The 13488-nt window shown below is 75.7% G+C and carries 7 protein-coding genes and 1 pseudogene; 7 read left to right on the top strand and 1 reads right to left on the bottom strand.

Features of this window, described 5'->3' with window-relative positions; genetic code table 11:
* A pseudogene (locus E1291_RS31760) lies at positions 1-360 on the bottom strand (DNA-binding protein); the annotation flags it as partial.
* Between the two features lie 223 nt (positions 361-583).
* Here E1291_RS31760 and ccrA point away from each other — a divergent pair.
* From ccrA to E1291_RS31725, 7 genes are all read left to right on the top strand, one after another.
* Entirely contained in the window at positions 584-1927 is a 1344-nt protein-coding gene (ccrA, locus tag E1291_RS31755) for a crotonyl-CoA carboxylase/reductase (RefSeq protein ID WP_131741767.1), read from the top strand.
* Positions 1928-1935: 8 nt separating this feature from the next.
* The gene (locus tag E1291_RS31750) at positions 1936-2838 is read left to right on the top strand and encodes a proline iminopeptidase-family hydrolase (protein WP_131741766.1); all 903 of its coding nucleotides are present in this window, start codon (positions 1936-1938) and stop codon (positions 2836-2838) included.
* The gene (locus tag E1291_RS31745; RefSeq protein WP_242614500.1) at positions 2835-3854 is read left to right on the top strand and encodes an ACP S-malonyltransferase; all 1020 of its coding nucleotides are present in this window, start codon (positions 2835-2837) and stop codon (positions 3852-3854) included. The genes E1291_RS31750 and E1291_RS31745 overlap by 4 nt, the downstream gene beginning before the upstream one ends.
* Positions 3841-4155, top strand: coding sequence for a phosphopantetheine-binding protein (locus E1291_RS31740; protein WP_131741765.1), 315 nt, complete (start codon positions 3841-3843; stop codon positions 4153-4155). The genes E1291_RS31745 and E1291_RS31740 overlap by 14 nt, the downstream gene beginning before the upstream one ends.
* Entirely contained in the window at positions 4152-7271 is a 3120-nt protein-coding gene (locus E1291_RS44290) for an AMP-binding protein (protein ID WP_242614499.1), read from the top strand. The genes E1291_RS31740 and E1291_RS44290 overlap by 4 nt, the downstream gene beginning before the upstream one ends.
* Positions 7268-8509 carry a type III PLP-dependent enzyme domain-containing protein gene (locus tag E1291_RS31730; protein WP_131741764.1) on the top strand — a complete coding sequence of 414 codons (1242 nt, stop codon included), beginning with the start codon at positions 7268-7270 and terminating at the stop codon, positions 8507-8509. Before E1291_RS44290 ends, E1291_RS31730 begins: the two co-directional genes overlap by 4 nt.
* On the top strand, positions 8506-13488 hold a 4983-nt coding region (locus E1291_RS31725), incomplete at its 3' end, for a type I polyketide synthase (protein WP_165495372.1). The genes E1291_RS31730 and E1291_RS31725, both read left to right, overlap by 4 nt.

The raw sequence follows: 13488 nt of genomic DNA, 5'->3' as shown, positions 1-13488 counted from the left end.
GTCGACCAGCAGCGCGCTGGCCACCACCACGCCCCAGTTCCCGCCCAGGTTCTCCGTGGCGACCTCGAAGTCGCCCCCACCCGACTGGTACGCCCGCACATTCTGCCGATACGACGCCACCACCGTGAGCAGGATCACCACCACGGCCGCCGCCACCCACGGCGTGTACCGGTACATCACCAGCCCGCCCACCCCCAGGGCGAGCAGAATCTCCTGCGGCGCGTACGCCACCGACGACAGGGCGTCACTGGCGAACACCGGCAACGCGATGCGCTTGGGCAAAAGCTGCTCATGCTGTTCCGCGCTGCTCAACGCCCGGCCGACCAGCAATCGCTTCGCGAGGTCCGGAACCTTCGACACGGGATCACAGCCTAACGCGCCGGCGGGGAATTTTGTCCCATTCCAGGGGCGCCGGGCCATTAGTAGGGGTCGGAGAATTCCCGGCGGCCAGAGTAGGGGTTGCGAGAAAATAGGGGGCACCCCTGATCTTGTACCCGTGCTCATGTATTCGCTGTTCGCGCATTGTCGGCCGGGCGCGACGGGTGCGACGCTGCCCGCAGCGACACGAGCATGGGGGCGCTTCATGCGAGAGATTGTTCAGGCCGCGGCGACACCGGGGACGACGAGGGAGGAGTGGGCCGCGCTGCCCATTCCGGATTCCTACACGGCGCTGACCGTGCACAAGGACGAGGCCGGGATGTTCGAGGGGGTCCCGGTCGCCGGCCGGGATCCGCGCCGGTCGCTGCACGTGGAGTCCGTGGCCGTCCCCGAGCTCGCGCTCGGCGAGGTCCTGGTCGCGGTCATGGCCGGCTCGGTGAACTACAACACCGTCTGGTCGTCGCTGTTCGAGCCGCTGCCGACCTTCGAGTTCCTGGAACGGTACGGGCGCCGCTCCGACCAGGCCCGCCGCCACGACCTGCCCTACCACGTCCTCGGCTCGGACCTCGCGGGGATCGTGCTGAGGACGGGGCCCGGCGTGACCCGGTGGGCGCCGGGCGACCGGGTCGTCGCGCACTGCCTGTCGGTCGAACTGGAGGACCCGCGGGGGCACGACGACGCGATGCTGGACCCCGAGCAGCGGATCTGGGGCTTCGAGACGAACTTCGGCGGCCTGGCCGAGCTGGCGCTGGTGCGGGCGAACCAGCTCATGCCCAAGCCGGAGCACCTGACCTGGGAGGAGGCGGCCGTCTCCGGGCTCGTCCACTCCACCGCCTACCGCCAGCTCGTCTCCCGCAACGGGGCCGACATGAAGCAGGGCGACGTCGTGCTGGTCTGGGGCGCCGGCGGCGGCCTCGGCTCGTACGCGACACAGCTCGCCCTCAACGGCGGGGCGCGGCCGGTGTGCGTGGTCTCCTCGGACGCCAAGCGGGACCTGTGCCGCGCGATGGGCGCCGAGCTCGTCATCGACCGGGCGGCGGAGGGCTTCCGGTTCTGGCAGGACGAGCACGTGCCCGACCGCAAGGAGTGGCGCCGGCTCGGCTCGTGCATCCGCGAGCTGACCGGGGGCGACGACCCCGACGTGGTGTTCGAGCATCCCGGCCGGGAGACGTTCGCCGCCAGCGTGTACGTCGCCCGCCGCGGCGGCGCGGTCGTGACCTGCGCGTCCACCAGCGGGTACGACCACTACTTCGACAACCGCCACCTGTGGACGCAGCTCAAGCGGATCATCGGCTCGCACTTCGCCAACTACCACGAGGCGTGGCGCGCCAACCAGCTGGTCCGCGCCGGGCGCGTCCACCCGACGCTGTCGCGGACGTTCCCGCTGCGGGCCGCGCCGCACGCCGTGCGCGCCGTCCAGCGCAACGAGCACCAGGGGAAGATCGGAATTCTGTGCCTGGCCCCGCGGGAGGGGCACGGGGTGACCGACCCGGAGAAACGCGAACGGTTCCGGAGCGAGATCGACCGATTCCGCATCGTCGCGGAATAGGGCGCGGCATGAGATTTCCATGCGCGACCGCCGAGGGGACCGTGCGATTCGGCGACAATGAGACCTGGTACCGGGTGACCGGTGATACCGGGTCCGGCCGGACGCCGCTCGTCGTCCTGCACGGAGGTCCGGGAAGCACGCACGATTATCTGTTACGGCTGACCGCGCTGGCCGATCGGGGATGGCCGGTCGTCCATTACGACCAGCTCGGCAACGGCCGTTCCACGCATCTGCCGCGACGTCCCCCGAATTTTTGGAGCGTCCAACTCTTCCTGGACGAGCTGGCCAATCTTCTCGGCGCTCTCGCAATCGCCGGCGACTACGCCCTGTTCGGGCAGTCCTGGGGCGGGATGCTCGCCGCCGCGCACGCCGCCGGGCGGCCGTCCGGGCTGCGCGCGCTGGTCATCGCCAACGCGCCGGCGTCGATGCCGCTGTGGCGGCGGGAGGCGGCGCGGTTGCGCGCCGCGCTGCCGCCCGAGGCGCAGGCGGCGCTCTTCCGGCACGAGGCCGCCGGGACGACCGGCGCCGGCGAGTACCAGGACGCGGTCGGCGTCTTCTACGCGCGGCACGTGTGCCGCGTGCCCTGGCCGGACGAGCTGACCGCCTCCTACCTGGAGATCCACACGGACCCGACCGTCTACCACACGATGAACGGGCCGAACGAGTTCCACGTGACCGGGACGCTGCGGGACTGGTCCGTCGAGGAGCTGCTGCCCGAGATCGCGGTGCCGGCCCTGGTGCTCAGCGGACGCCACGACGAGGCGACGCCGGCCGCGGTGCGGCCCTTCCGGGACGGCATCGGGGACGCGCGGTGGGAGGTCTTCGAGGAGTCGAGTCACCTGCCGCACATCGAGGAGCCCGAGCGGTTCCTCGACGTCGTGGCGGGCTTTCTCGGGGAGGTGACGCGGTGACGGTGACCGGGCCGGGGACGGAGCCCGCGACAGAGCCCGCGACGGGGGCGCCGGCGGGCGGGCTGACCGCGATGGCGTTCCCCGGCATGGGCCCGCTGGAGTTCGCCGAGGTCGGCAAGTTCCTCATGATCGACCCGACCGCCGGGGAGCTGCTGGAGGAGGCCGGCCGGGTGCTCGGCCGCCCGCCGCTGGAGGAGCTGCGCGCCGGGACGGCCGACTACGGCGCCGCGGCGCAGGTCTGCTTCCTGGTCAGCTGCGTCGCGCTGGCGCGGTGGGCCGAGACGGAGCTGGGACTGGAGCCGGGCGTGTGCACCGGGGCCAGCTTCGGGGAGCGGGCAGCCGCGGTGTACGCGGGCGCGCTGCCGTTCGCCGACGCGGTGGCGCTGACCGACCGGCTCGCCGGGTGCGTGGCCGAGTACTTCGCCGAGCACCACCGCGACGTCGTCACCCAGTCGTTCGCGCGGGCGCCCCGGGAGGAGCTGGACGAGATCCTCGCCGAGTTCGCGGACCGCGGCGGCTGGTACGACGTCTCCTGCCACGTCGACGACGACATCTTCCTGGTCACGCTGCGGGAGGCCGACCTCGACTGGTTCCAGCGGCGGCTGCGCGCGATCGGCGCGTACCCGATCTACGTGATGCGGCCGCCGCTGCACTCCGGCGTCCTCGGCGGGCTGCGCGACCTGGCCGAGGAGCGGATCCTCGGCGACCAGCCGCTGGCCGACCCCGCGCTGCCCTTCGTCAGCGACCAGGACGGCGCTCTGGTCCGCACCGCCGGGGACGTGCGGCGGCTGCTGCTCGACGGCTTCGTCCGGCCGGTGCGCTGGCCCGCCACGATGGACGCGCTGCGCGGGCTCGGCGTGACGACCCTGTGCGTGGCGGGCCCCGACCGGCTGTTCGGCCGGGTGACGTGCGCCCGCGCGGCCTTCGAGGTCGTGGCCGCCGGGCCGAGGACCGCCCTGCTGCACGGGACCGCGCGGGCGACCGACACGAATCGAGGATCCGATGTTCGACGCTGATGCCGAGCCCTCCACCGAGCCCTCCACCGAGCCCCCCATCGGGACTCCCGCCGATGCCGGGTCATGGCCCGACCCGGCGTTCGAGACGGTGCTGCGCCGTCACCTGCCCTTTCTCGCGCCCGGCGAGGAGATCACCCCGGAGCTGCCGCTGCGCGACCACGGGCTGGACTCGCTCGGGACCGTGACGCTGCTGGTCGAGCTGGAGGACGCCTACGCGGTGCGGTTCCGGGACGAGGCGCTGACGCCGCGGACGTTCCGCACGGCGGGCACCCTCTGGAAGGTCCTCCGGGAGATCGCATGAGCGGACACGGGGGCGAGCACGGGCCCGGGGGCGGGGGCTTCGGGCTGCACGGATGGTTCCTGCGCGGCCTCGGTCTCGCCGAGGGACGGCCCGCCGTCCAGGCCGGGACGGAGACCCTGACCTATGGCCAGGCCCACCAGACCGCGCTGACCTGGGCCGGTTCGCTGTGCGCGGCGCTCGGCGGGCGCCCCGCGGCGGTGGGGATCCTCGCCGGCCGGTCCGTCACCGGCTATCTGGGCGTTCTCGCGGGCCTGTACGCCGGCGCGGCCGTCGTCCCGCTGAACCCGGACTTCCCGGCCGCCCGGAACCGGGCGGCGCTGGCCGCGGCGGGGGCCGCCGCCCTGATCGTGGACGACGCGGGCGCGGCGGCGCTCGCCGCGTCGCCCGTGCCGGTCCCGAACACCCTGCCGATCTTGAACACCGCGCCGCTCCTGGAAACCGGGGCCGTCCCCGGCTCGCGGCTCGTCCCGGTGCGTCCGGCGGAGGCGGCGGAGGAGCCCGCGAAGGCGGCGGCGGGGGACGACGCCTACATCCTGTTCACGTCGGGCTCGACGGGACGTCCCAAGGGCGTGCCCATCACGCACGGCGGCGCGGACGCCTACTTCGGCCACGTGGCCGAGCGCCATGGCATCGGTACTGGCGACGTGGTCTCGCAGACCTTCGACCTGAGCTTCGACTGCGCGATCTTCGACCTGTTCGCCGCGTGGGGTGGCGGCGCGCGGCTGCTCGCCGTCCCGCCGGGGGCCCTGCGCGACCTTCCCGGCTTCGCGGCCGAGCACGGCCTCACCACGTGGTTCTCGACGCCCGGCGTGATCTCGCTCGTCCGGCGGGCGGGCGGGCTGCGGGCCGGGGCGCTGCCGGGGCTGCGCCGCGCCCTGTTCGCGGGCGAGGCGCTCAGGGCCGTGGACGCGGCGGCCTGGCAGGACGCGGCCCCGGGGGCGGTGGTGGAGAACCTGTACGGGCCGACCGAGCTGACGATCACCGTGTCCGGTCACCGCTGGTCGCCGGGCGCGTCCCCGGCCCTGGCGGTCAACGGGATCGTTCCGATCGGGCGGATCCATCCGGGGCACGACCATCTGCTGCTCGGCCCCGGCGGCGAGCCGGTCGCCGGCGAGGGCGAGGGCGAGCTGTGCGTGACCGGACCGCAGATGACCCGCGGCTATCTCGACCCGGCCGACGACCGCGGCCGTTTCCTGGAGCACGCCTCCCGGCGCTGGTTCCGCACGGGCGACCGGGTCCGGCGGCTGCCCGGCGGCGAGCTGGCCTACCTGGGGCGGATGGACACGCAGGTCCAGGTGCACGGCCTGCGCGTCGAGCTCGGGGAGATCGACCACGCGGCGCGATCCTGCCCCGGAGTCGAGGACGCCGTCACGGTCGCGATCGACGGCGGGGACACGGCGGACCTCGTGCTGTTCCACACCGGGAGCCCGACGCCGCCGCGCGACCTCGCGGACGCGTTGCGCGGGCGGCTCCCCGACCGGATGATCCCGCGCCGGATCCACCATGTGGAGGCGCTCCCCGCGAACCCCAACGGCAAGACCGACCGCCGGACGCTGACGCGGCTGGCCGAGGGGCTGGCGGCCGCCGGTCCCGCCGGATCGCACGGCGGCACCGTCCACGGGCTGCTGGACCGGGCCGCCACGGCGGCCCCGGACGCGCCCGCCGTGCGGGACGCGGCGGGCCGCTGGACCTACGCCGAACTGGACCGGCACAGCCGCCTGGTGGACGCCTGGCTGGCCCGGCGCGGCATCGGCCGCGGCGACCGCGTCGTCGTGCAGTCGCCGGGGACCCGGGAACTGGTGGCGCTCTACTTCGGGATCGTGCGGCGGGGCGCGACGTTCGTGCCGATCAACCCCGGCACGAAGCCGTTCCAGCTCCGCCAGGTGCTGGCCAACGCCGATCCGCGGCTGGTCGTGGTGCCGGCGGGGACGCTCGGCCCGATCGCGGACGCCGTCGCCGCCCCGCTCCTGGAACTGGGCGCGGCGTGGGAGGAGATCACGCACGCCGGGCCCGCCGCGCCCGGCCCGGGCGGTGCGGCGAAAGGCGCGGCGAGCGCCGCGGTGCGGCCGGACGACGTCGCGGTCCTCGTCTACACCTCCGGCAGCACGGCGTCGCCCAAGGCCGTGGTGTGCCCGCACGCGCAGATGACGTTCGCGACCGCCTCGATCCAGGCCGTGCTGGAGTACCGGCCCGACGACGTGGTGTTCTGCCGCTTCCCGATCTCGTGGGACTACGGCCTCTACAAGGTGCTGCTCGCGTGCCTGGCGCGCTGCGAGATCGTCCTGGCCGGTGAGGAGTCGGACCTGCGGCTGCTGGAGCGGATCCGCGAGACGGGCGCCACCGTCGTGCCGCTGGTCCCGTCGCTGGCGGAGATGCTCGTCGCGCTGGCCGCGCGGGAACCCGCGCGGCCCGCGTCCGTGCGGATGTTCACCAACACCGGCGCGGCGCTGCCCCGGGCGACGGCCATGGCGCTGCGCGCGGCGTTCCCCGGCGCGACGGTCGTCCGGCAGTTCGGGCAGACCGAGTGCAAGCGCGTCTCGATCGTCCCGCCGGAGCGGGAGCACGAGCGGCCCGGGTCGGTCGGCCCGCCGCTGCCCGGGACGCGGGTGCTCGTCCTCGGCCCGGACGGCGCGCCGGTGCCGCCGGGCGCGACCGGCGAGATCGTCGCGGTCGGGCCGCACGTGATGCCGGGCTACTGGCGCCTGCCGGAGCTGACCGCCCGGACCTTCCGCCGGGACGAGGCCGGGCGCGCGCGGCTCCACACCGGCGACTACGGCCGCCTCGACGAGGACGGCCACCTCTACTTCGAGGGCCGCCGCGACGACATGTTCAAGCGCAAGGGCATCCGGATGAGCACCCTGGAGATCGAGAACGCGGCCCTGGACGTCCCGGGCGTGCGGGCGGCGGTCGCGGTCCCGCCCGGCGGGGACCGCGACCTCGCCCTGGTCGTCATCGGCGACGCGCCGCCGCACCTGGTGCTGCGGGAGCTGGCCCGGCGGCTCGAACCGGCCAAGGTCCCCGCGCGCTGCGAGGTCGTCGAGGAGCTGCCGCTGACCGCGCACGGCAAGTACGCGCGCCTGGAGGTCGCGGCGATGCTGGAAGGCGGCGTCCGGTGACGCCCGGGGAACTGGCGGAGCGGTACGGGACGCCGCTGTACGTCTACGACCTCGACGAGGCCGCCGCCGCCCGGGACGACCTCACCGCGTCGCTGCCCGCGTCCGCGTCGCTCTACTACGCGCTCAAGGCCAACCCCCATCCGGGCGTCGCGCGGGCGCTGCGGGAGGGGACCGGCCGCCCCTGCCGCGCGGAGATCAGCTCGGAGGGGGAGCTGGCGGCGGCGCTCGCCGCCGGGTACGCGGGCGGCGACTGCCTCTACACCGGGCCGGGGAAGACGGACGCGGAGCTCGCGGCGGCCCTCGCGGCCGGGGTCCGGACGTTCTCCGCCGAGTCGCCGGGCGACCTGCGCCGGATCGGCCGCGCCGCGACGGTGCACGGCGTCACGGCCGACTGCCTGCTGCGGGTGAACGGCGCCCCCGCGGGCGCCCCGTCCGGCATCGCGATGGCGGGCCGGCCGTCCCAGTTCGGGTTCGACGCCGAGGCGCTCCCCGAGGCGCTGGCGGAGCTGTCGGCGGTGCCCGGCGCGCGGCTCGCCGGCGCCCACTTCTTCCCGCTCAGCAACGCCGCCGACGAGGACACGCTGATCTCCGAGTTCGAGCACACGATCGCCACGGCGGCGCGGCTGCGCGCGCGGCACGGCCTGCCGCTGCGGCTGCTCGACCTCGGCGGCGGGTTCGCCGCGCCCTACGGCGTCGCCGGCCCCCGTCCCTCCTACGGCGGGCTGCGCGGCGCCCTGGAGAAGGCCCTCGACCGGGACCTGCCGGGATGGCGCCGGGGCGAGCCGGAGATCGCGTTCGAGTCGGGACGGCACCTCGTGGCCCGCTGCGGCACGCTGCTGGTGTCGGTGACCGACGTCAAGCGCAGCCGCGGCCGCGTATTCGCCGTCCTGGACGCGGGCGTCAACGCGTTCGGCGGCATGGCGGGCCTCGGAAGGCTGCTGCCGCCGGACATCACGCCCGGCCGGGCGGGCGGAGCGCCGCCCGGCGGCGCCGTGGCCGAGCCGGTGACGCTCGCCGGGCCCCTGTGCACGCCCGGCGACGTCCTCGCCCGGAACGCCGATCTGGTCCCGCCCGCGGCGGGCGACGTCCTCGCGGTGCCCAACGCGGGCGCCTACGGGGTCACGGCGAGCCCGCTGGCCTTCCTCGGCCGCCCGGCCCCCCGCGAGGTGACGCTCCGGGACGGCGCCGTGGTGTCGGTGTCCCGCCTGGAACCGCACCGTGAATGGAGCACCCCATGAGCGACCCCGGACTGGTACGGAACCTGGAGGGCCTCACGCCCGCGGGCCGGCGCCGCCTGCTCGTGGGCCTGGTGCGCGACGAGGCCGCCGCGGTGCTGCGGGAGGCGCGGCCGGGGGCACCGGACCGCGTCGGCGCCGGGCGGAGCTTCCGGCTCCTCGGCTTCGACTCGCTGGCCGGGCTGCGCCTCGCCACCCGGCTGGAGGAGGCCACCGGGCTGCGGCTGCCGCCGACGCTGGTGTTCGACCATCCGACGCCGGAGCGGGCGGCGGACTTCCTGCTCGGCGAGCTTCTCGGCGGCGCCGAGCGCGAGACCGGCGGCACGCCCGGCCCCGGCGCCGCCGGCGAGCCGGTGGCCATCGTGGGGATCGCGTGCCGGTTCCCGGGCGGGGTGTCGTCCGCCTCCGGGCTGTGGTCGGTGGTGGCCGAGGGACGCACCGTCCTGTCGGAGTTCCCGGACGACCGGGGCTGGGACCTGGCGTCGCTGTTCGACGACGACCCGGACGTCCCGGGCACCACCTACGCGCGGCGCGGCGGCTTCCTCGACGACCCCGGCGGCTTCGACGCGGAGTTCTTCGGGATCTCGCCGCGCGAGGCCGCCGCGATGGACCCGCAGCAGCGCGTCGTGCTGGAGACCTGCTGGGAGGCCGTGGAGACGGCGGGCATCGACCCGGCCGCGCTGCGCGGCGCGCCGGTCGGCGTCTACGTGGGCGCCGAGCCGCTGGAGTACGGGCCGCGGCTGGCCGAGGCGCGGGCGGGACTGGAGGCGCACCTGACCACCGGGGTCGCGCCGAGCGTGATCTCCGGCCGGGTGGCGTACGCGCTGGGGCTGGAGGGCCCCGCGATGACGATCGACACGGCGTGCTCGTCGTCGCTGGTGGCGGTGCACCTCGGCGTGCAGGCGCTGCGCGCGGGCGAGTGCGGGCTGGCGCTGGCGGGCGGTGTGACGATCATGTCCAGCCCGGGGACGTTCGTGGGATTCTCGCGGCAGCGCGTCCTGGCGCCGGACGCGCTGTGCAAGGCGTTCGCGGCGGCGGCGGACGGCACGGGATTCTCCGAGGGCGCGGGGATGCTGGTGCTGGAGCGGCTGGGGGACGCACGCCGCAACGGGCACCAGGTGCTGGCGGTGGTGCGCGGGTCGGCGGTCAACCAGGACGGCGCGTCCAACGGGCTGACCGCGCCGAGCGGCCCGGCGCAGCGGCGGGTGATCCGGGCGGCGCTGGCCTCGGCGGGCCTGACGCCCGCGGACGTGGACGTGGTGGAGGCGCACGGCACCGGGACGGCGCTGGGCGACCCGATCGAGGCCCAGGCGTTGCTGGCGACCTACGGGCGGGAGCGCCCGGAGGGCCGCCCGCTGCTGCTGGGATCGGTCAAGTCGAATCTCGGTCACACGCAGGCCGCCGCCGGTGTGGCGGGCGTGATCAAGATGGTGGAGGCCATGCGCCGCGGGACGGTGCCGCCGACGCTGCACGTGGACGCGCCGACCCCGCGGGTGGACTGGTCCTCGGGCGCGGTGGAGCTGGTGACCGAGGCGGCTCCCTGGCCGGAGACCGGCCGTCCCCGGCGGGCCGCGGTGTCGTCGTTCGGCGTGTCGGGAACCAACGCCCACCTCATCCTCCAGGGCGAACCCGAAACCGAACTCGAACCCGTGCCGGCGGCCGGGGGCGGGCACGGCGGCGCAGAGCAGGAGGACGGCGCGCCTCGTCCGGTGCCCTGGGTGGTCTCGGGGCGGACACCGGCCGCGCTGCGCGCCCAGGCCGCCCGGCTGGCGGCGTTCGCCCGGGACGGCGGGAGCGCGGTGCCGGTCGCGGACACCGGCCTGTCGCTCGCGACCACCCGCACCCGCTTCGACCACCGCGCGGTCGTCACGGGTACGGACCGGGACGAACTGGCGGCGGCGCTCGACGTGCTCGCCGAGGGCGGCACCCCGCCCGGCGGGGTGACCGGATCGGTGGTCGCCGACGGGCCCGCGGTGTTCGTCTTCCCCGGGCAGGGCAGCCAGTGGGAGGGCATGGCGCTCGGGCTGCTGGAGTCCGAGCCCGTGTTCGCCGAGCGCTTCGCCGAGTGCGACCGGGTGATGGGCGCCTTCGTCGACTTCTCGATCACCGACGTGCTGCGCGGCGCGGACGGCGCCCCGCCGCTGGACCGCCTCGACGTCGTGCAGCCCGTGCTGTGGGGCGTCATGGTGTCGCTGGCGGAGGTGTGGCGGGCCCACGGCGTCGAGCCGGACGTGGTGATCGGGCACAGCCAGGGCGAGATCGCCGCCGCCTGCGTCGCCGGGACGCTGTCCCTGGAGGACGGTGCCTGGATCATCGCCGCCCGCAGCAGGGCCCTGGTCCGGCTGTCCGGGCTGGGCGCGACGATCTGGGTCGCGATGCCCGGCGCGGAGGTGGCCGAGCGCCTGGCCCGGTGGGACGGGCGGCTGTCGGTGGCCGCCGTGAACGGCGCGGCGTCGGTGGTGGTGTCCGGCGATCCCGGCGCCGTCGAGGAGTTCTTCGGCGAGTGCGAGGCGCGGGGCGTGCGGGCCCGGAGGCTGCCGATGGACGTCGCCTCCCACTCCGCGCAGATGGAGCAGTTGGAGGACCACCTGCTGCGGGTGCTGTCGCCGATCGCCCCGATGAACTCCGGGGTGCGGACGTACTCGACGGTGACGGCGGCGCCCATCGAGGGAACGGAGCTGGACGCCGCCTACTGGTACCGCAACTGCCGCGAGCCCGTGCGGTTCGCCGACGTGGTGACCGCCCTCGTCGCGGAGGGCTGCGCGACGTTCGTCGAGTGCAGCCCGCATCCGATCCTCACGATGAGCGTTCAGGACATCCTCGACGAGGCCGGTGTCACCGGCGTCGTCGTCGGTTCCCTGCGCCGTGGTGAGGGCGGCGTCCCGCGCATGCTGGCCTCGCTCGCCGAGGCGCACGTGGGCGGAGTGGACGTCGACTGGGCCGCCGAGTTCCCGGGCGCGTCGCCCGTGGAGCTGCCGACCTACGCGTTCCAGCGGCGGCGTTACTGGCTGGAGGCCGAGGCCGGGACGGGGGACGCGGCGGAGCTGGGGCAGGCGGCGGCCGGGCATCCGCTGGCGGGGGCGGCGGTGGCGCTGCCGCAGTCGGGCGGCGTGGTCCTGACGGGCCGCGTGTCGGCCGCTTCGCACCCGTGGCTGGCCGACCACGCGCTCTCGGGCGTCCCCCTGCTCCCCGGGGCGGCGCTGGTGGACCTGGTGATCCGCGCCGGTGACGAGGTCGGCTGCTCCCACCTGGAGGAACTGACCCTGGAGCGCCCGCTGGTGCTCTCGGGCGCCGTTGACCTGCGGGTTCAGGTCGGCGAGGCGGACGAGTCGGGCCGCCGCCCCGCCGCCGTCCACGCGCGCGGAGAGGACGGCTGGACCTGCCACGCGCGCGGATCCTTGGCGGACCGGCCGCCCGGTCCGGCCGAGGACCTCGCCGCGTGGCCGCCACGGGACGCCGAGCCCGTGGACGTAGAGGGCACCTACCTGCATTGGGCCGATCGCGGCTACGAGTACGGCCCCGCCTTCCAGGGGCTCCGCGCGGCGTGGCGGCGCGGGCCGGAATGGTTCGCGGAGGTCGGGCTGCCCGAGGGGCTGGACGCGGCCGGTTTCGCCGTCCACCCGGCCTTGCTGGACGCGGCGTTGCAGGTCACCACGCTCGCCGAGGGGGCACGCGGCGACGTCGAGGTGCCGTTCGCGTTCTCGGACGTGAGCGTGTTCGCGTCGGGCGCCCGGGTGGGGCGGGTCCGCGTGCGTCCGGCCGGCGAGGGGACGGCGGTGCTGCTGGCGGACGCCGTGGGGGCGCCCGTCGCGGTGATCGGGTCGCTGGTCTCCCGCCCGGCACGGCGGCCCACCGGCTCCGACCGGGACCTGCTCGCCCTGCGGTGGGCACCGGTCGCGCTCACCGATGACGGCGCCGTGCCCGGCGGCGCGGTGCCCGAGGTGGTCCGCCTGGACGGCGAAGACCCGTCCGAGGTCACGATCCGGGCGCTCTCGGCGGTGCGGGAAGCCCTCGCGGCGGAGCCCCCGGCGGGCGACGCGCGGGTCGTGTTCGTGACACGCGCGGACGAACTGGGCGGCGCCGCCGCGGCGGGTCTGATCCGTAGCGCGCAGAGCGAGCACCCGGGGCGTTTCCAGCTGGTGGACAGTGACGGTGAGGCGGCGTCGGAGCGGGCTCTGGACGCGGTGGTCACGAGCGCGGAGCCCGTGATCTCGCTTCGCGGCGGCGTCCCGCACGTCCCGCGCCTCGCCCCGGCCGCGGTCGCCGAGACGAGCCCCACCGTGTGGGATCCGGACGGGACCGTGCTGGTCACCGGCGGCACCGGCGGCCTGGGCGCCATCGTCGCGCGGCACCTGGTGGAGCGGCACGGCATCCGGAACCTGGTCCTGGTGAGCCGCCGCGGAGCGCGGGCGCCGGGCGCCGGACGGCTGCGGGACGACCTCGCCGCTCTCGGCGCGCGGGTCACGGTGGTCTCCTGCGACGTCACGGACCGGGCGCGCCTGTCCGAGGTGCTGGCGGCCATTCCCGGCGACGCGCCGCTGCGCGGTGTCGTGCACGCGGCCGGGGTCCTCGACGACGGCGTGGTCGCGTCGCTGACGCCCGAGCGGATCCGCGCCGTCCTCGCCGCGAAGGCCGGTGCCGCGTGGCATCTGCACGAGCTGACCCGCGCCGTCGGCCTGTCGGCGTTCGTGCTGTTCTCCTCCTCGGCGGGGATCCTGGGCGACGCCGGGCAGGGCGGCCACGCCGCCGCCAACGCCTTCCTCGACGCCCTCGCGCGGCGGCGCCGCGCGGCGGGCCTGCCGGGTCTGTCGCTGGCCTGGGGCCTGTGGGAGGAGCGGACCGGCTCGACCGCCGGGCTCGGCGAGACGGCCCTGCGGCGGATCCGGCGCGCCGGGACGCCGCCGATCCCGACCGCGCTCGAGTCGGCCGGTGGCGCTCCGCCCGACGGGCTGCCTACCTTTGAGGACGGAGCTCGCGCGGTG

Source organism: Actinomadura roseirufa (assembly GCF_900659635.1).
In the GTDB taxonomy this organism is placed as follows: domain Bacteria; phylum Actinomycetota; class Actinomycetes; order Streptosporangiales; family Streptosporangiaceae; genus Spirillospora; species Spirillospora roseirufa.
The sequence above is the reverse complement of the archived record's forward strand: the minus strand, read 5'-3'. Positions and strand labels throughout refer to the sequence as shown.

What these genes read in the sequence shown, in the direction of transcription:
- E1291_RS31750 (WP_131741766.1), top strand. Translation starts at nt 1,936, where the DNA reads ATGAGATTTCCATGCGCGACCGCCGAGGGGACCGTGCGATTCGGCGAC.
- E1291_RS31740 (WP_131741765.1), top strand. Translation starts at nt 3,841, where the DNA reads ATGTTCGACGCTGATGCCGAGCCCTCCACCGAGCCCTCCACCGAGCCC.
- ccrA (WP_131741767.1), top strand. Translation starts at nt 584, where the DNA reads ATGCGAGAGATTGTTCAGGCCGCGGCGACACCGGGGACGACGAGGGAG.
- E1291_RS44290 (WP_242614499.1), top strand. Translation starts at nt 4,152, where the DNA reads ATGAGCGGACACGGGGGCGAGCACGGGCCCGGGGGCGGGGGCTTCGGG.